The organism is Sphingobium sp. GW821-FHT02B05 (assembly GCF_059421905.1).
On the sequence record NZ_JBWKVW010000001.1, the window covers coordinates 1,431,147 to 1,454,454 of the forward strand.

A 23,308-nucleotide genomic window follows, 5' to 3' on the forward strand; every position below is an offset into this window, starting at 1 on the left:
AAAGATGCGATTTGCCTCTGTGACGGCTGGCTGTATAGCCCCGCAAGCCATGCAGCGAAACAGCAAAATCCCTGACAGTCCGGCGCGACGCGGTCCCATCGTCCTGGTGGGGATGATGGGCGTGGGCAAATCCACGGTCGGCCGCCGCCTTGCGGCCCGCCTCGGCCTCAGCTTCGTCGATGCGGACGAAGAGATTGAAAAGGCTGCCGGCATGAGCGTGGCGGAGATTTTCGAACGCTATGGCGAATCCTATTTCCGTGACGGCGAACGGCGGGTCATCGCCCGGCTGATGGACGGCGTGCCCAAGGTGATCGCCACCGGCGGCGGCGCCTTCATGCAGGACGAAACGCGCAGGCTGATTCTCGACGCGGCGACCGCCATCTGGCTGGACGCCGATATCGACATATTGGTCGATCGCGTCGCCCGGCGCGAAAGCCGCCCGTTGCTCAAGAATCGCGATCCCCGCATCGTCCTCATGGAGCTGGCGGCGGTGCGCAACCCCATCTACGCGCTTGCGCCCATTCATGTGAAAAGCATCGCCGCCCCGCATGAAGTCGCGGTCGACAGCATCATGGAGCAATTGACCGCATGGCATTAGTCCGCGTCGCGCTGGGTGCGCGCAGCTATGATATCCTGATCGAACAGGGCGCGCTCGACCGCGCCGGCGCCATCCTCGCTCCCTATGCGCGCCAGGGCCGCCTCGTCGTCGTCACCGACGAAAATGTCGCCAAGGCCCAGCTGCCCCGGCTCGACGCCAGCCTGCGCGCCGCCGCCATCGCGGTCGAACCGATCATCCTGCCACCGGGCGAACAGACCAAGAGCTGGCGCCATCTGGAACAGCTGCTCGACGCCCTGCTCGCGCTGGAAATCGAGCGCGGCGACCATATCATCGCGCTGGGCGGCGGCGTGATCGGCGATCTGGTCGGCTTTGCCGCCTCCATCCTCAAGCGCGGCTGCCACTTTATCCAGGTGCCGACTACCTTGCTGGCGCAGGTCGATTCGTCGGTCGGCGGCAAGACCGCGATCAATGCGAAGGCCGGCAAGAATCTGATCGGCAGCTTCTACCAGCCCGCATTGGTCCTTATCGACCCCTCGACGCTCGACAGCCTGCCGCTGCGCGAAACCCGCGCCGGCTATGCCGAAGTCGTCAAATATGGCCTGATCGACGATCCCGCCTTCTTCGCCTGGTGCGACGCCAACGCCGCTGCGCTGCTCGCCGGCGATCCGGACGCCCGCACCTACGCGATCGAGTGCAGCGTCCGGGCCAAGGCCGCGATCGTCGCCGATGACGAGCGCGAAACGTCGGGCCGCCGCGCGCTGCTCAACCTTGGCCACACTTTCGGCCATGCGCTGGAGGCCGACACCGGCTTTTCCGATACGCTGCTCCATGGGGAGGGCGTCGCCGCCGGCATGGCGCTGGCCTTCCGCTATTCCGCCCGCCTCGGCCTCTGCCCGGCGGACGAGGCGAACCGGGTCAACGCCCATCTCCGGGCCGTGGGCCTGCCCCACGACCTTGCCAGCGCGCATGTGCGGGCCGACGGCGCCGAACTGGTCGGCCATATGCTGCATGACAAGAAGATGGCGGCCGGCACCCTGCCCTTCCTGCTGGCCCGCGGCATCGGCCAGACCTTCCTGTCGAAGGACGTGATACTGGACGACGTCGCCACCTTCCTCGACGCGGATCGCGCCGGGGCCTAGCGCCAATTCACATGAAGCGTCCCCGGCGCAGGCCGGGGAACGCTGAGCCATATATTCACGTCATCCTAAAGGTTCGACCTCACATCGAACCTGATAGCCCCGTCAATAGGTCCGGCTCGTCACCTTGGCCGTCCCGTCGGCCAATATCTGGATCAGGTGCGCGCTCTCATTATTGCACTGCGCCTTCCACCCGCGCACGCCATGACGGATCTCCGCGCGCTGCGATCCCGTCACTTCCGGACAGGCGGCGCCGCTATCGCGGATCGCCTTGGCAAAGACGCCATTGCGCAAATCCTCGTCCAGCTTGGCGACCTGTGCCGCCGCGCCGGTTTCCGGCTCGACCCGATTGTCGCTTACCACCCGGTCTGCATCACTATCGCCACAGCCGGCCAGCGCACAGGCCAGCCCCACTATCATCAGCGTCCGCATATATCGTCTCCCACTCACCCGATCGTCTCTGCCCGCTGCCGTCATCCCGCGCAAATCCTCACGCCGATCGCGGGCCCCACAGGATCACCCCGCCCCCGACCAAACAAATGGCCACGCCGATCAGATCCCATCGGTCCGGCCGCACGCCTTCGGCCGCCCACAGCCAGCCGACCGCCGCCAGGATGTAGATCGACCCATAGGCGGCATAGGCTCGCCCGGCATTGTCCGCCTCCACCAGCGTCAGCAGCCAGGCGAACAGGCATAAAGATGCGACACCGGGTACCAACCATCCGATCGACCTGCCCATCCGCAACCACGCCCAAAAGGCGAAGCAGCCCGCAATCTCCGCCAGCGCGGCCCCGATATAGACAAGCACAGCCATGCCCCGCGCCTGGCAGCATCGCGAACCGACCGCAAGGCCGAAACATTTCACCGACCCGGCCCCCGCGCAACATGCCGGACATTCCCCTGCATCATTGCCCGCCTAGACCGGCCCTTGTCAGCGGCACGCATACAGATCCCCCTTCTGTCGCCGCTGATCCTCCCCTGAACCTCGGCCTCCATCTTTTAGCTGGAGGCCCTTTTTTTTGCTCTCGCTCTCCCCACGCAGGCACAAAAAAGGGCGCCCGCAGGCGCCCTTTTCCGCAACCATCCAGAACATCGCGTTTGGGGGAAAACCGGTTCCCGCTTTTCCACGCGATGCTCGAAGGCCGATTACTTCTTCAGCGTCAGGCCGCCGAAACGCTTGTTGAAGCGCGCCACCTGGCCGCCGGTGTCCAGCTGGCGGTTGCCGCCAGTCCAGGCCGGATGCGACTTGGGGTCGATGTCGAGCGCCAGCGTGTCGCCTTCCTTGCCCCAGGTCGAACGGGTCTGGAACGTGGTACCGTCGGTCATCTGAACGGTGATGACGTGATAGTCGGGGTGGGTATTGGCCTTCATGGCGACATTGCTCCGTGTAGAGGCCGGTTCCGACCGGCCATGGATGCTGGAAAAAATAGCGAAGGCGCGCCGTTAGCGGGTTCGGCGCGCCTTGGCAAGATAGTCTCTGCTCTTCCTCCCCTCATCGGGAAGGCAGAACCGCTCAATCCTTGGGCGGATCGCTGATCATCGCGACGAAATTGGCTTCTGCCGCCAGCTTGCCGTCGATCAGCGCCTTGCCGCTGAACTTGCAGATCGCGCCGCGATTTTGCGTCACTTCCACATGCAGGTCGAGCAGGCAGCCCGGCTCCACCGGGGTGCGGAACTTCGCGCCGTCGATGCTCATGAAATAGACGAGCTTGCCCGAATCGGCCAGGTTCATCGATTCCACCGCCAGCACGCCCGCCGCCTGCGCCATCGCTTCCACGATCAGCACGCCGGGCATGATCGGCCGGGTGGGGAAATGCCCCTGGAAAAACGGCTCGTTCACCGACACCGCCTTGATCGCGTGGATCGACTGGTTGGGCACCAGCGTCACCACACGATCGACCAGCAGCATCGGGTAACGATGCGGCAGCGCGGCCATGACCCGACGGACATCCATCGGGCCAAGGGCGGTCGTTTCAACCTCTCCGGTCATCTTTTATCAGCGCGACTTGGGCGCCTGCGCCGGGGTCGCCGGAGCGGGTGCGGCCGCAGCGCCCTGACCCTGGCCACCCGGCTGCCAGCCGGCCGGCGGCGTGATGCCGACGCTGGGGACCAGCGCATTGAGTTCGGTGATGACGGCCGGCGTGATGTCCGCGCCAGCGCCGAAGCTTTCCGTCGCCTGCTTCTTGAACACGATTTCCGACTTGGTCTTGGCGGTCGCGGCCTTCAGCGCGTCGTCCAGCTTGGCGACGATCTGCTGCTCGACATAGGCGCGGGCCAGGCCGACCGGCTGGCCCATGCGCTGCAATTCGGCCTGCGCGCTCTGCTGCGCCTGCTGATACTGCTGATACTGGGTTTCGATCGCCGGGGTCGGCTTGTTGCCGGCGGCCTTCAGCGCGGCCTGAAGCGCGTCGCCCTTGGTCTTGAGGTCGGTTTCGATCGCAGCACGGCGCGTGTTGATCGCGTCGATCTGCGGCTTGTAGGTGGTCTGCATCTGGCTGATCGCGGTGGTGAAGGCGGCGCTCTTGGCGACGGCTTCTTCCAGATCGACCACGGCGATGCCCGACTTGGTCTGGGCAACGGCCGGAACGGCGGTCATTGCAATGGCGGTCATGGGTGCCAGCGTCAGCGCCGCGGCCTTGAAAATCGTCTTCATCAGAATTGAGTCCCTACGTTGAAGGTGATGAGCTTGTTGTCGTCCCCTGGTTCCTTGAGCAGGGCCTTGGCGATGTCGATGCGGAACGGGCCGAAGGGCGAGTTCCAGTTGACGCCAAAGCCCACCGACAGACGCGGCTTGAGCGTGTCGCCGAGATATTGTTCCACAAAGCCGCCCGTCACCGCATAGTCCGACGCACTGGTATAGGCGACCGGACAGACCGGATTGGCGGCCGTGCCGCTCGCGCGGACGGTCGTCTGGCCGGTGGCCGAGCAATAGCCGGCAAATTGGCCGGTGCCGTTGATCAGGCCGGGCGACTTCAGGCCGCCCACGGCGCCGGCATCCATGAACACCGACGGACGCAGGCCCATTTCACGCGCGCCCGAACCCAGCGGGATTTCGATTTCCGCGCGGGCCAGATAGTAGATCTTGCCGCCCAGCGCGTCGTCCGTCCGGTTGTTGGTGCCGGTGATCTGCTCGCCGGTCGCCACGCCATTCTCGACCGTGGTGCTGTAATAGCGGCGCACGATGCGCGGGCCGACGCCGCGAATGTCGAAGCCACGGAATTGCGGTTCGCCCAGGAAGAAACGATCGGTCAGGCGGACCCGGTCGACCAGCTGGCCGGTCGAATCCCGCCGTTCGCCTTCCAGACTGTGGATATAGCCACCCTCGCCCGACAGCGAGAAGATGAAGCCACCGCCCAGCGGCACATATTTCGCGCCCTGCAAGCGCGTCCGGACATATTTCACGCTGCCGCCAAGACCCGCAAAATCCTGGCTCAACGTCAGGTTCTGGCCACGGGTCGCGCGGATGCGATTGTCGCGGGTGTCGTAGATCAGCGAATAGCCGATCGACGACGTCGTCCGCTTGCCGATCGCGTCGCACAGATAGCGGCCGGCCAGGATCGGGTCGCACTGCCCGTCCGTATAATAAGTATCCCTGTCCAGCGTCACGTCATCGAAATTGAGGCTGTAGCGCAGCGCCAGCGACATATATTCGGTGATCGGCACGCCCGCGCGCAGCTGGAAGCCGGTCGTGGTCTGCTCGTAGGTCGTATCGCGCGTGTTGCTCGTCAGATAACGGAAGCTGTTGAGGTCGCGGCGATAGATGTCACCGCCGATCGCGATATTCTTGTCCATGAAATAGGGCTCGGTAAAGCCTACTTCGATCGACTTGGAATAGGCCGAATAATTGACCGAGGTGCGCAGTTCCTGGCCCTTGCCGCGGAAGTTGCGCTGCGTGATCGACGCCGACACGATGAAGCGTTCCAGCGACGAGAAACCGGCCGACAGCGACAATTCGCCGGTCGATTTTTCCTGCACGTTGGTTTCCAGCACGATGCGGTCGGGCGCGGACCCCGGCTTCTGCTCGATGTCCAGCTTCTCCTGGAAGAAGCCCAATGAGTTGATGCGGTCCTTCGAGCGCTTCACCAGGAAGCTGTTGAAGGCGTCGCCTTCGGCCAGACGGAATTCGCGGCGCACGACCTTGTCCTGCGTCAGCGTGTTGCCGTTGATGTCGACCCGCTCGACATAGACGCGCGGCGCGTTGGCGATGCGGAAATTGATCCCCATCGTCAGGCTTTCCTTGTCGCGGTTGAAGTCCGGCGACACATCGGCAAAGGCATAACCGAAAAGCCCGGCCGTCTCGCTCAGCGTATCGACCGTGTCCTCGACCTGCTTGGCGTTGTACCAGTCGCCCTTCTTCATCGGCAGGCGCTTGGTCAGGCCGTCGCCGGACAGGTCGCGAATGTCGGATTCGACCTTCACATCGCCGAATTTGTAGCGATCGCCTTCTTCCACCACATAGGTGATGATGAAGTCCTGCTTGTCCGGCGTCAGTTCCGCCACGGCGGAAATCACGCGGAAATCGGCATAGCCTTCGGTCAAATAGAATTGGCGCAGCTTCTGCTGGTCATAGGCCAGACGATCGGGATCGTAGCTCGTGCCCGACGAAAAGAGGCGGAACCAGCGCGACTGCTTGGTCACCATCTGGCTGCGCAGTTCGCCATCCTTGAACTTGTCGTTGCCGATGATGTTGATCTGGCGGACCTTGGACTTGGGCCCTTCGCTGATCTCGAACACGATATCGACGCGGTTCTGGTCCAGCTGGACCATCTTCGGCTCGATCGTCGCGGCAAACCGGCCCTGGCGGCGATACAGCTCGACGATGCGGGCGACGTCGGCACGCACCTTAGACCGGGTATAGATCTGGCGCGGAGCCAGTTTTATTTCAGGACGAATCTTGTCTTCCTTGAGGCGCTTATTACCTTCAAGGACGATACGGTTGATGACCGGGTTTTCCTTCACCTCGACGGTGAGCGACCCGCTGTCGTTACGGATCTGGACGTCCGCGAACAGTTCCGTTTCGTACAGGTCGCGCAGCGCCTGGTCCAGGCTCTCCTGGCTGTACGGCTGGCCGATGCGCAGCTTTGTGTAGGACAATACCGTATCCGGCTCCAGGCGCTGGGTGCCGATCACGCTGATCGCGCGGATCGTGCCCTGCGTCGGCGCCGTGGCGGCCGTCGTCCCTGCGGGCGCGGCCAGCGTGCCTGCGGGGGCCGGCGTTTGCTGGGCCATCGCAGGAAGGGCCGGCACGCCCGCGATCATGGTCGTCGCCAACAGGGCGGCCACGACCGGGCGCTGCCTCAAGCTGCTCTTCATCGCTGTCACCCGCATCACCTCAAAAACTCGCAATAAAATGTTTCCGCCGACACAGACGACGCCAAACCGGGCTTCCCTGCCCGATGCGCGTCAACCGATCAAGCCGGACAGGCTCTTCCAAAGCCCGAAAGACGACAAATCGTTGAAAGTCACCAGCAGCATCATCGCCATCAGCACCGCCAGACCGGACCGATAGGCCCATTCCTGCGCCTGTGCGCTGACCGGCCGCCGCTGCACCGCTTCGATCCCGTAAAAGAGCAGATGCCCGCCATCCAGCATCGGAATTGGCAACAGGTTGATGAACCCCAAGTTAATCGAGATGAGCGCCACGAAGAAGATGAAGCTTTCGATGCCCATCGTCGCCGCCTGCCCCGAAACCTGCGCGATCTTCAACGGGCCGCCCAATTCCTTGACCGACCGGCCGCCGCTGAAAATCTGCCCCATCGTCTCGACCATGGTGCGCACGATCTGCCCGGTACGCTCGATCGCCACCACGGGCGCGCGCAGCAGGCTGACCGGCTCGATCACCGGATCGCCGGGCGCCAGGCCCAGCCGACCGACCTGGAACTTGTTGCCGAAACCGTCATCCTCGGTGACGCTTCCGATCTTGCCGTCGCGCGCGAAGGTCCTGCCGTCTCGCTCGATCACCATCGCGACCGCTTCGCCGGGGCGAATCTGCGCGTAAAGGCGGATATCGTCGAAGGTCGCCATGTCCCGGCCGCCCAGCGACACGATACGGTCGCCGGCCTTCAGGCCGGCCGCCGCCGCCGCGCTGCCCGGCTGCACCATGCCCGCCACTGCCGGCGTGCGGCTTTCGCCATGGACGAAGGCGAAGGTCGCCAGGATCAGGATCGCGAACAGGAAATTGATCGCCGGCCCGGCCGCCACGATCGCCGCGCGCTGCCACAACGGCTTGGCGGGAAAGGCCTCGGCCCGGTCCTTGGCCGACATTTCCAGCCAGGCCGGATCGGTCATGCTCGCCGCATTCATGTCGCCCTTGAAGCGGACATAGCCACCCAAAGGCAGCGCCGCCACGCGCCAGCGCGTACCGCGCCGGTCCACCCAGGCGAAAATTTCCGGCCCGAAGCCGATCGAAAAGGCCTCCGCCTTCACCCCGCACCAGCGCCCGACCAGATAATGGCCCAGCTCATGCACGAAGACGAGCGGTCCGATGACCGCCACAAAGGCGAGTACGGTCAACAGGAAACCGGGACTGTGGATCAAACCGTCAATCTTTCCATCACTTGGCCCGCCTGCGTACGGGCCTGCCCGTCGGCGGCCAGCACATCGTCGATCGTAGCAGGGCTGGCCGCGCTATAACGGTTCAACACATCCTCTACAATCATGGCGATATCAAGGAAGCCGATCCGCCCCGCAAGGAAAGCCGCGACCGCCACTTCATTGGCCGCGTTCATGATCGCCGGGGTGGCCCCGCCCGCCTGCGCCGCCTCTCGCGCCAGGCGGAGCGCGGGAAAGCGTTCCATATCAGGCGCTTCGAAATCGAGCCTGCCAATGCGTGCCAGGTCCAGCGGCTGGCACGGCGCCGCGATCCGCCTGGGCCAGGCCAGCGCATGGGCGATCGGAATCCGCATGTCCGGCGACCCCAGCTGTGCCAGGGTGGACCGATCGCGATATTCGACCATCGAATGAATCACCGATTGGGGATGCACCAGTATCTCGATCCGGTCCAACCCGACAGGGAAGAGATAGGCCGCCTCGATCAGTTCCAGCCCCTTGTTCATCATCGTCGCGCTATCGACGCTGATCTTGGCGCCCATCGACCAGTTGGGATGCGCCACCGCCTGCGCCGGGGTCATCGCCGCCATCTCGTCCCGGCTCTTCGTGCGGAACGGCCCGCCGCTCGCGGTCAGCGTGATCCTTGCGACATCGTCCAAACTGCTGCCGGCAAGGCACTGGAAAATCGCATTATGTTCGCTATCGACCGGCAACAACGTCGCGCCGGATGCGGTCGCCGCCTCCATCATCAGCGCCCCGGCAGATACCAGCGACTCCTTGTTGGCCAGCGCCACCGTGCCACCGGCTTTCAGCGCCGCGATGGTCGGCCGCAACCCGGCGCAGCCCACGATCGACGCCATGGTCCAGTCCGCACCCGTCTGCGCCGCTTCGACCAGAGCCTCCTCGCCTGCTGCCGCCTCGATGCCCGATCCGGCCAGCGCGTCCTTCAGCGCGCCGTAATGCCGCTCCTGCCCGATCACGGCCATCTGCGCACCGGTCGCGCGCGCCTGCGCCGCCAGACCGTCCACGTCGCTGTTCGCGGTCAGCGCCACGACCTTGTAGGCGTCCGGTTCGCGCCGGATCAGGTCCAGCGTCGACAGGCCGACCGATCCGGTCGCACCGAAAATGGAGATGCTTTTCATGCGCCTGCGGCCAATAGCCAATAGAGGATGGCCGCCAGGGGCGCAGCGGTTGCCACCCCGTCCAGCCGGTCCATCACCCCGCCATGCCCCGGCAGCAACATGCCGCTATCCTTCACGCCCGCCCGGCGCTTCATATGGCTTTCCAGCAGGTCGCCCGCCTGCGCCGCCACGGCCAGCAGGCCGCTCGCCGCCGCCAGCTGGATCGGCAGGTCGGCAAAGCGATGCAGCAGGAAACCCAGCACCAGCGCCGCCAGCACGCCGCCGGCCAGCCCCGCCCAGGTCTTGGACGGGCTGATCCGCGGCGCCAGCTTCGGCCCGCCGATCGACCGGCCGGCAAAATAGGCGCCGATATCCGTCGCCCACACCAGCCCCAGCGCCCAGAAGGCCAGCAGCAGCCCGAATATGTTCGGCCCCTGCCCCCGCAGATACAGCAACGCCACGATCGGCAGGCAGATATAGGGGATGCCCAGCGCCAGTCTCGGCTTGCGGCTGGTAAACAGGACGAAGAAGAACGCCGCCGCGCCAGCGATCAGCACCGGCCAGTCGATCCCGGCCGCCAGCGGGCACAGCAGCGCCAGCGGGATCGACACGGCGAACATCGCCGCCTTGCGCTGCTCCGGACTCGCGCCGGTCAGGTCGCCCCATTCCCCCTGCATCAGCACGCCGGCTATTACCAGCAGCGTCCAGAAGATCAGGCCACCCGACAGCAGCGCACCCAGCGCCACCGCGATCAGCGCGACGCCCACGATGCTGCGGGTCCGCAATTCGCTCGTCATTCGATCACAATCCGCCGAAACGGCGGTCCCTCATGCGGAACGCATCCAGCGCCTGCGCCAGCGCGTCGGCGCCGAAATCCGGCCATAGCGTGTCGGTGAAATACAGCTCGGCATAGGCGGCCTGCCACAGCATGAAATTGCTGAGCCGCTGCTCGCCCGACGTGCGGACCATCAGGTCCAGCGGCGGCAGGCCAGCGGTATAGAGCGCCCCGTCGATATCGGCAGCGCCGATCGCGTCGGCCGCGATCTCGCCGGCCGCCGCGCGTGCCGCCAGCCTCTGCACCGCCTGCACCATCTCGTCCTGCGCGCCATAGTTGAGCGCGATCGCGATGATTGGCCCGCTATTGCCCGCCGTGCGCGCCATCGCGCCCTCGATCAACTCGACCAGCGAGGGTTCGAGCGCACGATAATTGCCAATCACCCGCAACCGCACGCCATTGGCGTGAAATTCGTCGATATCGGACTGGATGAAATGGCGCAGCAACCCCATCAGGTCCGCGACTTCGCTCGCCGGCCGCTTCCAGTTTTCGGAGGAAAAGGCGTAGAGCGTCAGGCATTCCAGGCCCAGATCCTGCGCCGCCCGCGCCACCCGCCGCACCGCCTCGACACCAGCGCGATGGCCCGCGACGCGCGGCAGCAGCCGTTTCTTGGCCCAGCGGCCATTGCCGTCCATAATGATGGCGACGTGGCGCGCGCCATGGTCGGACGCAACGCTGGTCAGATCGGGCTTGGCTTGAGTGGCCATCAGAAAAGAATGCGTGCTTTGGCCGCGAAAGAAAAGCCCCGGCTTACTGGCCGAGGATTTCCTTTTCCTTCGACGTCGCCAGCGCGTCGATATCCACGATCGTGCTGTCGGTCATCTTCTGCACTTCGGTTTCCAGGCGCTTGCGCTCGTCTTCGCTGATCTCGCCCTTCTTCTCGTCGGTCTTCAGGCTGTCCATGCCGTCGCGGCGGACGTTGCGCACCGCGATGCGCGCGCCTTCGGCATATTTGCTGGCCAGCTTGGCCAGTTCCTTGCGCCGTTCCTCGGTCAGGTCGGGGATCGGCAGGCGCAGCGTCTGCCCGTCGACGATGGGGTTGAGGCCCAGGCCCGCAGACCGGATCGCCTTGTCGCACGGGCCGACATTGGTCTTGTCCCACACCTGCACCGACAACATGCGCGGTTCGGGCGCGGATACGGTGGCAACCTGGTTGAGCGGCATGTTCGCGCCATAGACGGTGACCATCACCGGATCGAGCAGCTGCACATTGGCCCGCCCGGTGCGCAGGCCCGTCAGGTCGCCGCGCAGCGCTTCGATCGCGCCGGCCATGCGGCGTTCCAGGTCGGACTTGTTATATTGCGGCATGACTTAGGACTCCTGATTCTGCACGATCGTCGCGACACCCTGCCCGGCCAGCACGGTGGCTAGGTTCCCGGTTTCACGGATGTTGAACACGACGATGGGGATATTATTTTCACGGCACAGCGCGATCGCGCTGGCGTCCATGACCTTGAGGTTATCGTTCAGCACCTGGTCGAAGCTGATGCTGTCGTACCGGACCGCATCGGCGACCTTCTTGGGGTCGGCATTATAGATGCCGTCCACGCTCGTGCCCTTGAACAGCGCGTCGCAATTCATTTCGGCCGCGCGCAACGCTGCCGTCGTATCGGTGGTGAAATAGGGGCTGCCGGTACCGGCGGCGAAAATGACGATCCGGCCTTTCTCCATATGCCGCTCGGCCTTGCGGCGAATATAGGGCTCGCACACCGACGCCATCGGAATGGCGGACTGGACGCGGGTATCATAACCCAGCTTCTCCAGCCCGTTCTGCACCGCCAGCGCGTTCATGACAGTGGCCAGCATGCCCATATAATCGGCGCTCGCCCGGTCGAAGCCCTTGGCCGCACCGGCCAGCCCGCGGAAGATGTTGCCGCCACCCACGACGACGCAGATTTCGAACCCGGCATCCTTGGCCGCGGCGATTTCGCCGGCGACACGGGCCACGGTTTCCGGCTCGATGCCGAACTGCCCCTGCCCCATCAGCACTTCGCCGGACAATTTCAACAGGATGCGCTTGTAGGCAGGCCGGGTCATGCGGGGCAAGAATCCTTGGATAGGTGGACAGGGAAAGCGGCCGGACATTAGGGGCGCATGCGCATAATGGGAAGGGCGATTGTTGCCGATATGCAGCTTGCCCGATGGAGAATATGTGCAGGCCCGCCATCGCCCGATCGACGGGCAAGAAAAAAGGGGAGCGACCCTGCGGCCGCTCCCCTCGCTATTCCTGTCGGCTGAAGCGGTCGATCAGACGCCGGCGGCGGCCGCGACTTCCGCCGCGAAGTCGCTGACTTCCTTTTCGATGCCTTCGCCCAGCTGGAAGCGAACATAGGACTTCAGCGTGATGGTCGCGCCGGCATCCTTGGCGGCCTTGGCGACGACGTCGGCGACCGGCGTCTTGTTGTCCATCACGAAGATCTGCGACAGCAGGGCCTGCTCCTTGGCGAACTTGGCAACCGCGCCGTCCACCATCTTGGCGACGATTTCGGCGGGCTTGCCCGATTCGGCGGCCTTTTCGGCGGCGATGGCGCGTTCACGCTCCAGCAGCGCCGGATCGATGTCGGCGGCCGACAGCGCCAGCGGGAAAGCCGCAGCGATATGCATGGCGATCTGCTTGCCCAGCGGCTCCAGAACGGCGGTCGGCGCATCGCCTTCCAGCGCGACCAGCACGCCGATCTTGCCCAGGCCCGGTGCAGCCGCATTGTGGACGTAGGGCACGACGACGCCCTGCGTCACTTCGACATGCGCGACGCGACGGACATTCTGGTTTTCGCCGATGGTGGCGATGTTGGCGACCAGCTTTTCGGCGATGGTGCCGCCGGCGGGGTGCGCCTGCGCGGTCAGCGCTTCGGCGTCGGCAGCGCCGCTTTCCAGCGCGACGGTCGACACGGTGCGCACGAAGTCCTGGAACTGGTCGTTCTTGGCGACGAAGTCGGTTTCGCTGTTCACTTCGACGGCGACGCCCTTGGTGCCGGCGACGACAACGCCGACCAGGCCTTCAGCGGCGGTGCGGCTCGACTTCTTCTGCGCAGCGGCCAGACCCTTGGCGCGCAGCCAGTCGGTTGCCGCTTCGATGTCGCCATTGGCTTCGGTGAGCGCCTTCTTGCAATCCATCATGCCCGCGCCCGAACGGTCGCGCAGTTCCTTGACGGCGGCAGCAGTGATCTCGGCCATGTTTCGGCTCCTAAATTCCTGGATGTTTCAAAAATTCATACGTTCAAAATAGGCGTCAGGGCGCGTTCCGGTGGAGCGCGCCCTCTTGGGTTGCGTTCCCCGGCGCGGGCCGGGGTCCAGTTGGACGGTCCGATCTGGCCCCGACTTTCGCCGGGGACCAGCTATTCTGATACCGATCGCAACCCTCTAGTTCGCCAATCTTGCAGTCGTGCGACGCTTTTAGGCTTCGGCAACGATCTCTTCGGCGGCCGGCTCGTCCAGCGCGCCCATGTCGACGCCCGATGCCTGCTGCGCACCACGGTTGCCCTTGGTGGCGGCGGCGGCGATGGCGTCGCAATAGAGGCGGATGGCGCGGCTGGCGTCATCGTTCGCGGGAACCGGGAACGCGATGCCGTCGGGCGACACGTTCGAATCCAGGATCGCGACGACCGGAATACCCAGCGTGTTGGCTTCCTTGATCGCCAGTTCTTCCTTGTTGGCGTCGATCACGAACATCACGTCGGGGATGCCGTTCATGTCGCGGATACCGCCCAGCGACAGTTCCAGCTTCTCGCGCTCGCGCGTCATCTGAAGCACTTCCTTCTTGGTGAAGCCGTGGGTGTCGCCCGACAGCTTTTCCTCAAGGGTCTTCAGGCGCTTGATCGAACCCGAAATGGTCTTCCAGTTGGTGAGCATGCCGCCCAGCCAGCGATGGTTGACGAAATGCTGGCCCGACTTGCGGGCGGCGTCTGCGATCGGGTCCTGCGCCTGGCGCTTGGTGCCCACGAACAGCACCTTGCCGCCGGCGGCGACGGTGCCCGACACGAAGTCGAGCGCGCGGCCGAACAGGGGCACGGTCTGCGACAGGTCAAGGATGTGGATGCCGTTGCGCTCGCCGAAGATGTACGGCTTCATGCGCGGATTCCAACGGTGGGTCTGGTGGCCGAAATGGGCGCCAGCCTCGATCAATTGGTGCATGGTGACGACAGGTGCCGCCATAATAGTATCTCCTTCCGGTTGGCCCTCTGGGAATCAGGAACCGCGAAGCTGCCTCAAAGGCGGCGCGTGGCACCGGATATGTCGATTCCCATGTGGAATGGTCGCGCCTTTAGCGTCGAAAAAAATGGTTGGCAAGGGTTGACGCCGTTCTCGATTGAGAACATAAAGGGAACAGACGGAACAAATAGGGTTAATCGCCGTTCAATCCGTCATAATGAGCCATGTCGTGTAGATGGCAAGACAGAAAGTGATCCTTATGTTCGCTCTTGTTGCCGCAACCCTGTTCTCCGGCGCTTTCCTGCTGGCCGTCGGCACCATCGCCTGGATGTTCGCGCTCTATCATGACAAGATGGTGGCCGCGCTTCAGTTCGAACCGATCCCCCAGAACCCGCCGGTCTATCACATCCGCATCCGCCGCCCCCGCGTCGCGCAGGCGGCGCCCCGCCCGACCCGCATCACGCATAGCAGCGCGCTGGCCGCCTGATCGGATTTAAAACAGATCGGAAATCCGTTCGGGCTGATCCTGTCGAAGCCCCTCAACCCTGAAATCCTAATTCAGGCCCTTGGCACTATCGCAGCCGCCGCCGCACTTTCCCGCTGCTTGCGCACCTTGGCGTAGGACATGATCCCGAACGGGATCAGCACCACATAGACCGCGCAGATTATCAGCAGCGTCAGCCAGGGATCGGTCACCAGCAGCGCCGCCAGCAGGCCCGCCAGCGCAATCATCTCCAACCTTATGCGCTTGCGCAGCCGCAGCGCCGACCAGCTATAGGTCGCGATGTTGGAAATCATCAGGAAGGCGACGAAGGCGGCCCAGGGCGCCACCACATACCAGGCGCGGAAAATATCCGCGCCCGTCACCAGCCACAGATAGAGCGGCACGAAGGCCAGCCCCGCCCCCGCCGGCGCCGGTACGCCGGTCAGGAAGCCTGCCGACTTGTGCGGCTGTTCGTCCGCGTCGATCGCGGCATTGAACCGGGCCAGACGCAGCGCGCAGGACAGCGCATGGGCCAGCGCGAAGATCCAGCCGAACTTCGGCATCGCATAAAGCGACCAGAGGTAGAGGATCAGCGCCGGCGCCACGCCGAACGCGATCGAATCGGACAGCGAATCCAGTTCCGCGCCGAAGCGGCTCTCGCCACGCAACATGCGCGCGATCCGCCCGTCCAGCCCATCGAGAACGCCCGCGAACAGGATGGACAGCACCGCCCGCTCCCACTCGCCCGAAATGCCGTAGCGCACGCCCGTCAGGCCAAAGCACAGCGCCATCGCCGTCACCGCATTGGGCGCCAGCATCCGCAGCGTAATGCCCCGCCGCAGCCCGCGCGGCACCGCGCGCCGCTGCCGGCTCATGCCACAAGGCCTTTATTCACAACAGCCGGTCGCCCTGAGCTTGTCGAAGGGCGCGTGCGTGCTTCGACAGGCTCAGCACGAACGGCCCAAGATTTAGAAGCGCGAAGGAAAATCACTGCTGGATGCCCGCGATCACGCGCGCGTCGCCCATCTGGCCCAGGATCGTCTCGCCCGCGACGGTGCGCTGGCCCAGGATCACGCGCGGCGCGGTGCCGGCGGGCAGATAGACGTCGACGCGGCTGCCGAAGCGAATGAGTCCGATCCGCTGCCCCGCCGCGACCATGTCGCCGGGCTTGACGAACGGCACTATCCGCCGCGCCACCAGCCCCGCAATCTGCGTAAAGCCGATGCGCACGCCGTCATGCCGCTCGACCAGGATATGCTGCCGCTCATTATCCTCGCTCGCCTTGTCCAGGTCCGCGTTCAGGAACTTGCCGCTGATATAGACCACCGACTTGATCGTCCCGCCGATCGGGGTGCGATTGATATGCACGTCGAACACGCTCATGAAGATCGACACGCGGATCAGCGGCTGGTCGCCCAGCCCATGCTCGCCCGCCATTTCGCGCGGCGGCGGCACCCGCTGGATCAGCGTGACGAGCCCGTCGGCCGGCGCGATGATCGCGCCCTCGTCCTGCGGCACGGCGCGCACCGGATCGCGGAAAAAGGCAAAGACCCAGATCGTCACGATCAGCATCAGCCAGCCGACGATGTCCCAGCCCAGCAGGAACAGGACGGCGGTGATCGCAACCGCGATCAGGCCGAACTTCACCCCCTCCGGATGCACCGAAGGGAAGCGCCATTTGACATTGCCGCCGGCGGCAATCGTGATCTCATCATTTTCCATGGTCACCGTCTTTAGGGAGAGAGCCGCCCCCTGACAACGACCGATCCGGGGCAAGGCTCCGCACAGGGCAGATTCATGCCCTTGCACGGTTGAACATTGCCGCCGCTTTCCGTAGTGCGTCCCCATATTCCACCCAGTAGAAAGAAGGCGAATAGGCGCTATGGCGAAGATCAAGGTGAAGAACCCCGTCGTGGAGATCGACGGCGATGAAATGACCCGCATCATCTGGGAATGGATTCGCGAACGCCTCATTCTCCCCTATCTCGACATCGACCTCAAATATTACGACCTCAGCGTCGAAAAGCGTGACGAGACGAACGATCAGATCACGATCGATTCCGCCAACGCGATCAAGGAATATGGCGTCGGCGTAAAGTGCGCCACCATCACGCCCGACGAACAGCGCGTCGAGGAATTCAACCTCAAGTCGATGTGGAAGTCGCCCAACGGCACCATCCGCAACATCCTGGGCGGCGTCGTCTTCCGCGAACCGATCGTCATTTCCAACGTACCCCGCCTGATCCCCGGCTGGACCAAGCCGATCGTCGTTGGCCGCCATGCGTTCGGCGACCAGTATCGCGCCACCGATTTCAAGGTGCCCGGCGCCGGCAAGCTGCGCCTCGTCTTCGAAGGCGAAAATGGCGAGACGATCGACCGCGAAGTGTTCGACTTCCCCGGCTCGGGCGTCGCCATGGCGATGTACAATCTGGACGATTCGATCCGCGACTTCGCCCGCGCCTCGTTCAACTATGGCCTGAACCTGAAATGGCCGGTCTATCTCTCGACCAAGAACACCATCCTCAAGGCCTATGACGGCCGCTTCAAGGATCTGTTCCAGGAAGTGTTCGAAACCGAAGGCTTCGCGCAGAAGTTCAAGGATGCCGGCATCGTTTACGAACATCGCCTGATCGACGACATGGTCGCCTCCGCGCTCAAGTGGAGCGGCGAATTCGTCTGGGCCTGCAAGAACTATGACGGCGACGTCCAGTCGGACCAGGTGGCGCAGGGCTTCGGCTCGCTCGGCCTCATGACCTCGGTCCTGCTCTCGCCCGACGGCAAGACCGTAGAGGCCGAAGCCGCCCACGGCACCGTCACCCGCCACTATCGCCAGCATCAGCAGGGCAAGGCGACCTCGACCAACCCGATCGCCTCGATCTTCGCCTGGACCGGCGGCCTCAAGTTCCGCGGCAAGTTCGACGAGACGCCCGAAGTGGTGAAGTTCGCCGAAACGCTGGAGCGCGTCTGCATCCAGACCGTCGAAAGCGGCGCGATGACCAAGGATCTGGCGCTGCTGATCGGTCCGGAACAGTCGTGGATGACCACGGAGCAGTTCTTCGAAGCGATCCGCGTCAACCTCGAAACCGAAATGGGCAAGTGGGCCTAAAGGGCTGGAACTGAACCCCGCTCTCGCGGTTTCAGTACGGTAACGGAACGAGGCGGCGCCGGTCATCCGACGCCGCCTTTTTCTATGATCCACCATCTTCCCCGGCGCATGCCGGGGTCCAGCTCGGCCCGTGGAACTGGACCCCGGCCTTCGCCGGGGAACATGTCTGACGAAAGACGCATAGGGAGATTGCGCAGTGTCCACCGGAACCAAGAAACGCCTGGACGTCCGCGCCGCGGTCCCGTCCGACGTGCGCGGCATTCAACGGCTGATCGCCCGTGCCTATCCGGGCATGCCCAATTATTCGCTGGCCACCATCCGGGGTCAGATCAACAATTTCCCCAATGGCTGCTTCGTCGCCCTCTATGATGACAAGGTGGTGGGCTATTGCGCCACCATGCGCGTCAGCAAGGGCATGGCCTTTGCCGTCCATGACTGGGACGAGATTACCGCCAATGGTTTCGGCACCCGGCACAGCGCGGCGGGCGAATGGCTCTACGGCTATGAAATGGCGGTCGATCCCAAGCTGCGCGGCCTGCGCATCGGCCAGCGCCTCTATGACGAGCGCAAGGAACTGGCCGAGGAGCTGGACCTGCACGGCATCGTCATCGCCGGCCGCATGCCCGGCTTTGCCCGCGCCAAGCGCCGCGTCCACGGCCCGCAGGATTATCTGGACAAGGTCGTCTCCGGCAAGATGCGCGATCAGGTCATCAGCTTCCAGCTCAAGAACCAGTTCGAACCGCTCGGCATACTCGAAAACTACCTGCCCGAAGACAAGCAGTCCGACGGGCATGCCGCCCATCTCGTCTGGCGCAACCCCTATGTCGATCCTGACGAAGCGCCCGAAATGCGCGTGCCGCGCGGCGTCGAAAGCGTCCGCATCGCCACCTGCCAGCTTCAGGCGCGCGCGGTCGAGAATTTCGACGAATTCATCCGCAACGTCGAATATTTCGTCGATGTCGCGGCCGACTATCGTTCGGACTTCATCATCTTCCCCGAACTCTTCACCCTGCCGCTCCTCTCCTACGAGCAGAAGAAGCTGACCCCGGTGGAGGCGATCGACAAGCTGACCGCCTATACGCCACGCCTGACCAGGGAACTTGGGCGGATGGCGCTGGAATATAATATCAACATCATCGGCGGCTCCCACCCGACCCGCGCGGACGATGGCGACATTCAGAATATCGCCTATGTGGCGCTGCGCGACGGCTCCATCCATACGCAGGAAAAGATCCACCCGACCCCCAACGAAGCCTTCTGGTGGAACATCAAGGGCGGCGATTCCCTCGACGTGATCCAGACCGACTGCGGCCCGATCGGCGTGCTCATCTGCTATGACAGCGAATTTCCCGAACTGGCCCGCCGTCTGGTGGATCAGGGCGCACGCATCATCTTCGTGCCCTTCTGCACCGACTCGCGCCTGGGCTATCTGCGCGTGCGCTATTGCGCGCAGGCCCGCGCGATCGAGAATCAATGCTATGTCGTCATGTCTGGCAATGTCGGCAATCTGCCCAACGTGGACAATATGGACATCCAATATGCGCAGAGCGCGATCCTGACGCCCTGCGACCTGCCCTTCGCCAGAGACGGCATCGCCGCTGAATCGACGGAGAATGTGGAGACTCTGACCATGGCGGACGTCAACCTCGCCGATCTCAGCTGGGCACGCGCCGAAGGCACCGTCCGCAACCTGCGCGACCGGCGTTTCGACCTCTATCATATCGAATGGGACAGCAACCCCGACCACAGCCACGCGCCCAGCGGCGGCCCCGTCCCCGCCGGCGGCCACAACGCGCCGGGCGGCGGCTAAAATTCTTAACCCTCTCCCCTCGGGGGAGAGGGCTGCGCAGACTTGGCAGCGTACTGCCTAGTCGGAGCTGGGTGAGGGGGCAGCGGCGCATCCTCCCCTAAAAAACCTACCCGGTCCGCCCGATGCTCTCCGCCAATATATTGGCGACATAGGCATTGAGCGAAACGCCTTCGCGCGCAGCCACGAACTTCAGCTTCTCGTGCAGCGACCGGGGCACACGTTGCCGCCATTGACCCAACGCGGCAGGCCCCGGCACATCGCGTCCCAGCGCCTTTGCCGCCGCATGCCATTCGGCGATGGCATTGGCCGCATCCGCCAGTGCGGCTTCGGGCGTGTCGCCATCCCCCATGCACCCGGGCAAGGCAGGCACGGTGGCGAGCCAGCCGCCCCCATCCTTTTCCGACAAAGGCTCGACCATGATCGCATAATCGGCCTGCCGTGGATCAGCTTCAGCCATGTTTGCTATCCTTCACGAACGTCATCAGCTTACGAATATAGACCGGCTTGATCGGACGCTTGGCCGGTATCGTCAGGATGGTATCACTGCCTGGCACCGCCACTTTCCAGTGCGATCCGCCACCCATCGGCGGCAGGCAGGTCCATCCCAACTGGTCGCACAGCGTCTGGACATCCGATATCGTCCAATCCCCGGCGGGATTGCGCGCCATCCTGTCCAGCAGCTTGTCGGCCTTGGTCATCGCATATGATACCGTATATGGTGTCAAAACGCAATCGGTCGGCCCTTACTCCACCGTCACGCTCTTCGCCAGGTTCCTCGGCTGATCCACATCCGTGCCCTTCAGCACCGCGACATGATATGCCAGCAACTGCACCGGCACGGCATAGACCATCGGCGCGATCAGCGGGTGGACCTTGGGCATGGTGATCGTCGCAAGGCACCCTTCGCCAGCCGCCTGCACGCCGTCATAATCGGAAATCAGCACCACCTTGCCGCCGCGCGCCTGCACTTCCTGCATATTGCTCACGGTCTTCTCGAACAAAGGCCCGGATGGGGCGATGCAGATCACCGGCACCGCTTCGTCGATCAGGGCGATCGGCCCGTGCTTCATCTCGCCCGCGGCATAGCCCTCGGCATGGATATAGCTGATTTCCTTCAGCTTCAGCGCTCCTTCCAGCGCGATCGGATAATCGGTCCCGCGCCCCAGATACAGCACGTCGCGCGCCGGCACGATATGGTGCGCCATTGCCTCGATCGCCTCGTCATAGGCCAGCGCGCCGTTGATCGCGGCCGGCGCCTCGGCCAGGTGCCGGACGATGTCCTTTTCCTCCGCCGGGCTCAGCCGCCCCTTGGCCCGCGCCAGATTGGCGGCGAACGCCGCCAGCACCGCCAGCTGGCAGGTAAAGGCCTTGGTCGACGCCACGCCGATTTCCGGGCCGGCATGGGTCGGCAGCAACAGGTCCGCCTCGCGCGCCATCGAACTGGTCGGCACGTTGACGACCACCGCGATCTTCTGCCCCTGCGCGCGCGCATAGCGCAGTGCCGCCAGCGTATCGGCCGTCTCACCCGACTGGCTGATGAAGAGGGCAAGGCCCCCTTCTTCCATCACCGGCTCGCGATAGCGAAACTCGCTGGCGAAATCCAAATCCACCGGCACGCGGGCAAATTGCTCGAACCAGTAGCGCGCGACCATCCCGGCATAGAAGCTGGTACCGCAGGCGACGATGGTGACGCGGCGGATCGCCGACAGGTCGAAATCGGGGATCGGCAACGACACGCGATCGTCCATCCGTTGCAGATAGGCTTTCAGAGTCTGGGCCACGACGACCGGCTGCTCGTAAATTTCCTTTTGCATGAAATGGCGATGATTGCCCTTGTCGATCATCGCGCCAGACACGCCGCTGATCGTCACCGGACGCTCGACGGCGTTATTATCCTTGTCGAAAATCTCGGCGCCCTGCGCCGTGATGACGACCCAGTCGCCTTCTTCCAGATAGGCGATGCGCTGCGTCAGCGGCGCCAGCGCCAGCGCATCGGACCCCAGATAGGTTTCTCCATCGCCATAGCCCACCACCAGAGGCGATCCCAGCCGCGCACCGATCAGCATGTCGGGATGGCTGCGGAACAGGATCGCCAGCGCGAATGCGCCGTGCAGGCGCGGCAGGACCTGGCGCACCGCATCCTTGGGGCTGGCCCCCTGCTCCACCAGTTCGCTCACCAGATGGGCGACGACTTCGGTATCGGTCTGGCTGTCGAAGGTCCGGCCGCGCGCGATCAGTTCGTCGCGCAGCGGCTTGAAATTCTCGATGATGCCATTGTGGACCAGCGCCACTTCGCGGGTCGCATGCGGGTGGGCGTTGCTGGTCGTCGGCGCGCCATGGGTGGCCCAGCGGGTATGCGCAATCCCCGTCGTGCCGGGCAGCGGCGATTGGCCAAGCTCCCTTACCAGATTGTTGAGCTTCCCCTCCGCGCGGCGGCGGTCGATCGCGCCGCCATGCACGGTGGCCACGCCCGCGCTGTCATAGCCGCGATATTCCAGCCGCTTCAGCCCGTCGACCAGCCGCTCCGCAACGTCTTCCCTGCCGATGATTCCAATGATGCCGCACATGAAGGAAAGCCCCGTAGAAACAGATGAGTTTGCGCCCATATAGGGCGTAGATGTCGCCATGCCATTAATGCCGGACCGGCAACAACGCCATGGCCCGATGATGAAAAGAATGTCATTCCGGCCTGATCGTCACCAGCCAGATATCGGGCGGCGCCAGCATCCGCACCGGCGCGCTGCTTGTGCCCACCCCGCCCGACACGATCATCGTCCGCGCGCCCTCCCGATAGACGCCGCACGCATAGCGGGTGCCATATTTCGACGGCACATAGGTAATGCCGATGAAGGGAAAGGCGATCTGCCCGCAATGGCTATGCCCCACCAGCGTCAGCGACCGCGCGCCGGGCAGCTTGGGAAACACATCCGGCCCATGCGACAGGATGACCGGCGCGCCGCCGGTCCGGGCCATCGCGGCCAGCGTGCCCGGCATGTCGACCTTGCGGGTATAGATATCCTGCAATCCCCCGATCGCCAGCGGCCCGCGCCGCACCGCCTCGTCCAGCAACAGGGCGATGCCCATGCGCGCAAAGCCCGCCTTCCAGTCCCGCTCGCTCAGCGCCCGGCGATTGAGCTTGCTGCGACTGTCATGATTGCCCAGCACCGCCACCACGCCCAGCGGCGCGCGCAGCCCCGCAAAGGGCGCGATGCTCGCCTGCGCATCATAGATCGCCCCGCCCTTGTCGTCGCCGATATAGTCGCCGCCCAGCAGGATGAGGTCGGGCTTCAACCCGTTGATCTGCTTGACGATCCGCGTGAGGCGCTCCGGGCTGTTGTCCGGCCCCGACAGATGCGTGTCGGTCAGCAAAGCGACCCGCACCGCCCTGCGCGGCGCATCGGCGGGAAAGGGCAGCGCCACTTCGGCCCGCCGCACGATCGGCATGGCGCTGGCGTTGAGGAACAGCCACAGGGCAAGCGCTACGGCGATCAGGACGATCCCCAGCAACGCCCAGAGCAATTTCCGGATCAACTCACGACCCTGACACCGCGTCATGGCG

At 64.3% G+C, this 23,308-nt stretch carries 25 protein-coding genes; 5 read left to right on the forward strand and 20 right to left on the reverse strand.

All coding sequences use genetic code 11. The features are described from left to right. The first annotated feature begins 49 nt into the window (after positions 1–49). Both AC07UX_RS07240 and aroB read left to right on the forward strand, forming a co-directional pair. Positions 50–598: a shikimate kinase gene (locus AC07UX_RS07240; RefSeq protein WP_495191254.1), complete on the forward strand. Its 549-nt coding sequence runs from the start codon at positions 50–52 to the stop codon at positions 596–598. Beyond that, positions 589–1,698 carry a 3-dehydroquinate synthase gene (aroB, locus tag AC07UX_RS07245; RefSeq protein WP_495191255.1) on the forward strand — a complete coding sequence of 370 codons (1,110 nt, stop codon included), beginning with the start codon at positions 589–591 and terminating at the stop codon, positions 1,696–1,698. The genes AC07UX_RS07240 and aroB overlap by 10 nt, the downstream gene beginning before the upstream one ends. 102 nt (positions 1,699–1,800) lie before the next feature. Here the strand turns inward: aroB and AC07UX_RS07250 are convergent, their stop codons facing one another. The 14 genes from AC07UX_RS07250 to rpsB form a co-directional block, all read right to left on the reverse strand. Beyond that, entirely contained in the window at positions 1,801–2,127 is a 327-nt protein-coding gene (locus tag AC07UX_RS07250; RefSeq protein ID WP_495191256.1) for a hypothetical protein, read from the reverse strand. Between the two features lie 58 nt (positions 2,128–2,185). Further along, on the reverse strand, positions 2,186–2,509 hold the full coding sequence (locus tag AC07UX_RS07255; protein ID WP_495191257.1) for a YnfA family protein: 324 nt from the start codon (positions 2,507–2,509) through the stop codon (positions 2,186–2,188). A 332-nt stretch (positions 2,510–2,841) separates the two neighbouring features. Further along, positions 2,842–3,066, reverse strand: coding sequence for a 50S ribosomal protein L31 (gene rpmE / locus AC07UX_RS07260; RefSeq protein ID WP_120250525.1), 225 nt, complete (start codon positions 3,064–3,066; stop codon positions 2,842–2,844). A gap of 142 nt (positions 3,067–3,208) precedes the next feature. Next, the gene (gene fabZ / locus AC07UX_RS07265; protein WP_150426216.1) at positions 3,209–3,685 is read right to left on the reverse strand and encodes a 3-hydroxyacyl-ACP dehydratase FabZ; all 477 of its coding nucleotides are present in this window, start codon (positions 3,683–3,685) and stop codon (positions 3,209–3,211) included. 6 nt (positions 3,686–3,691) lie between these two features. Beyond that, positions 3,692–4,348 (reverse strand): OmpH/Skp family outer membrane protein, encoded by a 657-nt coding sequence (locus AC07UX_RS07270; protein WP_495191258.1) that lies wholly within the window; start codon positions 4,346–4,348, stop codon positions 3,692–3,694. Beyond that, positions 4,348–7,008 (reverse strand): outer membrane protein assembly factor BamA, encoded by a 2,661-nt coding sequence (gene bamA / locus AC07UX_RS07275; protein WP_495191259.1) that lies wholly within the window; start codon positions 7,006–7,008, stop codon positions 4,348–4,350. The genes AC07UX_RS07270 and bamA overlap by 1 nt, the downstream gene beginning before the upstream one ends. Positions 7,009–7,098: 90 nt before the next feature. Then, positions 7,099–8,232: an RIP metalloprotease RseP gene (gene rseP / locus AC07UX_RS07280; RefSeq protein ID WP_495191260.1), complete on the reverse strand. Its 1,134-nt coding sequence runs from the start codon at positions 8,230–8,232 to the stop codon at positions 7,099–7,101. After that, positions 8,229–9,386, reverse strand: coding sequence for a 1-deoxy-D-xylulose-5-phosphate reductoisomerase (locus AC07UX_RS07285; protein WP_495191261.1), 1,158 nt, complete (start codon positions 9,384–9,386; stop codon positions 8,229–8,231). Before AC07UX_RS07285 ends, rseP begins: the two co-directional genes overlap by 4 nt. Beyond that, on the reverse strand, positions 9,383–10,162 hold the full coding sequence (locus tag AC07UX_RS07290; protein ID WP_495191262.1) for a phosphatidate cytidylyltransferase: 780 nt from the start codon (positions 10,160–10,162) through the stop codon (positions 9,383–9,385). Before AC07UX_RS07290 ends, AC07UX_RS07285 begins: the two co-directional genes overlap by 4 nt. Positions 10,163–10,166: 4 nt before the next feature. Beyond that, positions 10,167–10,907: a polyprenyl diphosphate synthase gene (gene uppS, locus AC07UX_RS07295; RefSeq protein WP_495191263.1), complete on the reverse strand. Its 741-nt coding sequence runs from the start codon at positions 10,905–10,907 to the stop codon at positions 10,167–10,169. A 43-nt stretch (positions 10,908–10,950) separates the two neighbouring features. Further along, positions 10,951–11,508, reverse strand: a complete 558-nt coding sequence (frr, locus tag AC07UX_RS07300) for a ribosome recycling factor (protein WP_120250535.1) — start codon at positions 11,506–11,508, stop codon at positions 10,951–10,953. A 3-nt stretch (positions 11,509–11,511) separates the two neighbouring features. Beyond that, on the reverse strand, positions 11,512–12,237 hold the full coding sequence (gene pyrH / locus AC07UX_RS07305) for a UMP kinase (RefSeq protein ID WP_495191264.1): 726 nt from the start codon (positions 12,235–12,237) through the stop codon (positions 11,512–11,514). A gap of 210 nt (positions 12,238–12,447) precedes the next feature. Next, complete coding sequence (gene tsf, locus AC07UX_RS07310) at positions 12,448–13,374, reverse strand: translation elongation factor Ts (protein WP_495191265.1); 927 nt, start codon at positions 13,372–13,374, stop codon at positions 12,448–12,450. A 219-nt stretch (positions 13,375–13,593) separates the two neighbouring features. Continuing rightward, on the reverse strand, positions 13,594–14,352 hold the full coding sequence (gene rpsB, locus AC07UX_RS07315) for a 30S ribosomal protein S2 (RefSeq protein ID WP_495191266.1): 759 nt from the start codon (positions 14,350–14,352) through the stop codon (positions 13,594–13,596). Between the two features lie 256 nt (positions 14,353–14,608). On the opposite strand from rpsB, the gene AC07UX_RS07320 reads away from it, so the two are divergent. Next, the gene (locus tag AC07UX_RS07320; RefSeq protein ID WP_495191820.1) at positions 14,609–14,836 is read left to right on the forward strand and encodes a hypothetical protein; all 228 of its coding nucleotides are present in this window, start codon (positions 14,609–14,611) and stop codon (positions 14,834–14,836) included. Positions 14,837–14,907: 71 nt separating this feature from the next. On the opposite strand, the gene AC07UX_RS07325 is transcribed toward AC07UX_RS07320, so the two are convergent. Next, on the reverse strand, positions 14,908–15,651 hold the full coding sequence (locus AC07UX_RS07325; RefSeq protein WP_495191821.1) for a CDP-alcohol phosphatidyltransferase family protein: 744 nt from the start codon (positions 15,649–15,651) through the stop codon (positions 14,908–14,910). 169 nt (positions 15,652–15,820) lie between these two features. Next, positions 15,821–16,555 (reverse strand): phosphatidylserine decarboxylase, encoded by a 735-nt coding sequence (locus tag AC07UX_RS07330; protein ID WP_495191267.1) that lies wholly within the window; start codon positions 16,553–16,555, stop codon positions 15,821–15,823. A gap of 160 nt (positions 16,556–16,715) precedes the next feature. Here AC07UX_RS07330 and AC07UX_RS07335 point away from each other — a divergent pair, with 160 nt between their 5' ends. Further along, on the forward strand, positions 16,716–17,939 hold the full coding sequence (locus AC07UX_RS07335; protein WP_495191268.1) for an NADP-dependent isocitrate dehydrogenase: 1,224 nt from the start codon (positions 16,716–16,718) through the stop codon (positions 17,937–17,939). A 196-nt stretch (positions 17,940–18,135) separates the two neighbouring features. Continuing rightward, positions 18,136–19,749: a GNAT family N-acetyltransferase gene (locus AC07UX_RS07340; RefSeq protein ID WP_495191269.1), complete on the forward strand. Its 1,614-nt coding sequence runs from the start codon at positions 18,136–18,138 to the stop codon at positions 19,747–19,749. 106 nt (positions 19,750–19,855) lie between these two features. Here AC07UX_RS07340 and AC07UX_RS07345 read toward each other — a convergent pair whose 3' ends face one another. The 4 genes from AC07UX_RS07345 to AC07UX_RS07360 form a co-directional block, all read right to left on the reverse strand. Next, positions 19,856–20,206 carry a type II toxin-antitoxin system HicB family antitoxin gene (locus AC07UX_RS07345; protein WP_495191270.1) on the reverse strand — a complete coding sequence of 117 codons (351 nt, stop codon included), beginning with the start codon at positions 20,204–20,206 and terminating at the stop codon, positions 19,856–19,858. Next, entirely contained in the window at positions 20,199–20,447 is a 249-nt protein-coding gene (locus tag AC07UX_RS07350; RefSeq protein ID WP_495191271.1) for a type II toxin-antitoxin system HicA family toxin, read from the reverse strand. The genes AC07UX_RS07345 and AC07UX_RS07350 overlap by 8 nt, the downstream gene beginning before the upstream one ends. Before the next feature lie 45 nt (positions 20,448–20,492). Beyond that, on the reverse strand, positions 20,493–22,316 hold the full coding sequence (glmS, locus tag AC07UX_RS07355) for a glutamine--fructose-6-phosphate transaminase (isomerizing) (RefSeq protein ID WP_495191272.1): 1,824 nt from the start codon (positions 22,314–22,316) through the stop codon (positions 20,493–20,495). Positions 22,317–22,428: 112 nt separating this feature from the next. Further along, complete coding sequence (locus AC07UX_RS07360) at positions 22,429–23,304, reverse strand: metallophosphoesterase (RefSeq protein ID WP_495191273.1); 876 nt, start codon at positions 23,302–23,304, stop codon at positions 22,429–22,431. Positions 23,305–23,308: the final 4 nt, after the last annotated feature.

Bases quoted from the DNA above. Each gene is read 5' to 3' on its own strand.
- AC07UX_RS07320 (WP_495191820.1), top strand. From the start codon at position 14,609: ATGTTCGCTCTTGTTGCCGCAACCCTGTTCTCCGGCGCTTTCCTGCTG.
- AC07UX_RS07330 (WP_495191267.1), bottom strand. From the start codon at position 16,555: ATGGAAAATGATGAGATCACGATTGCCGCCGGCGGCAATGTCAAATGG.
- fabZ (WP_150426216.1), bottom strand. From the start codon at position 3,685: ATGACCGGAGAGGTTGAAACGACCGCCCTTGGCCCGATGGATGTCCGT.
- AC07UX_RS07240 (WP_495191254.1), top strand. From the start codon at position 50: ATGCAGCGAAACAGCAAAATCCCTGACAGTCCGGCGCGACGCGGTCCC.
- AC07UX_RS07325 (WP_495191821.1), bottom strand. From the start codon at position 15,651: ATGCTGGCGCCCAATGCGGTGACGGCGATGGCGCTGTGCTTTGGCCTG.
- aroB (WP_495191255.1), top strand. From the start codon at position 589: ATGGCATTAGTCCGCGTCGCGCTGGGTGCGCGCAGCTATGATATCCTG.
- AC07UX_RS07345 (WP_495191270.1), bottom strand. From the start codon at position 20,206: ATGGCTGAAGCTGATCCACGGCAGGCCGATTATGCGATCATGGTCGAG.
- glmS (WP_495191272.1), bottom strand. From the start codon at position 22,316: ATGTGCGGCATCATTGGAATCATCGGCAGGGAAGACGTTGCGGAGCGG.
- uppS (WP_495191263.1), bottom strand. From the start codon at position 10,907: ATGGCCACTCAAGCCAAGCCCGATCTGACCAGCGTTGCGTCCGACCAT.
- AC07UX_RS07360 (WP_495191273.1), bottom strand. From the start codon at position 23,304: ATGACGCGGTGTCAGGGTCGTGAGTTGATCCGGAAATTGCTCTGGGCG.
- AC07UX_RS07290 (WP_495191262.1), bottom strand. From the start codon at position 10,162: ATGACGAGCGAATTGCGGACCCGCAGCATCGTGGGCGTCGCGCTGATC.
- AC07UX_RS07250 (WP_495191256.1), bottom strand. From the start codon at position 2,127: ATGCGGACGCTGATGATAGTGGGGCTGGCCTGTGCGCTGGCCGGCTGT.
- rpsB (WP_495191266.1), bottom strand. From the start codon at position 14,352: ATGGCGGCACCTGTCGTCACCATGCACCAATTGATCGAGGCTGGCGCC.
- AC07UX_RS07255 (WP_495191257.1), bottom strand. From the start codon at position 2,509: ATGGCTGTGCTTGTCTATATCGGGGCCGCGCTGGCGGAGATTGCGGGC.
- AC07UX_RS07350 (WP_495191271.1), bottom strand. From the start codon at position 20,447: ATGACCAAGGCCGACAAGCTGCTGGACAGGATGGCGCGCAATCCCGCC.
- pyrH (WP_495191264.1), bottom strand. From the start codon at position 12,237: ATGACCCGGCCTGCCTACAAGCGCATCCTGTTGAAATTGTCCGGCGAA.
- tsf (WP_495191265.1), bottom strand. From the start codon at position 13,374: ATGGCCGAGATCACTGCTGCCGCCGTCAAGGAACTGCGCGACCGTTCG.
- frr (WP_120250535.1), bottom strand. From the start codon at position 11,508: ATGCCGCAATATAACAAGTCCGACCTGGAACGCCGCATGGCCGGCGCG.
- AC07UX_RS07335 (WP_495191268.1), top strand. From the start codon at position 16,716: ATGGCGAAGATCAAGGTGAAGAACCCCGTCGTGGAGATCGACGGCGAT.
- rpmE (WP_120250525.1), bottom strand. From the start codon at position 3,066: ATGAAGGCCAATACCCACCCCGACTATCACGTCATCACCGTTCAGATG.
- bamA (WP_495191259.1), bottom strand. From the start codon at position 7,008: ATGAAGAGCAGCTTGAGGCAGCGCCCGGTCGTGGCCGCCCTGTTGGCG.
- AC07UX_RS07285 (WP_495191261.1), bottom strand. From the start codon at position 9,386: ATGAAAAGCATCTCCATTTTCGGTGCGACCGGATCGGTCGGCCTGTCG.
- AC07UX_RS07270 (WP_495191258.1), bottom strand. From the start codon at position 4,348: ATGAAGACGATTTTCAAGGCCGCGGCGCTGACGCTGGCACCCATGACC.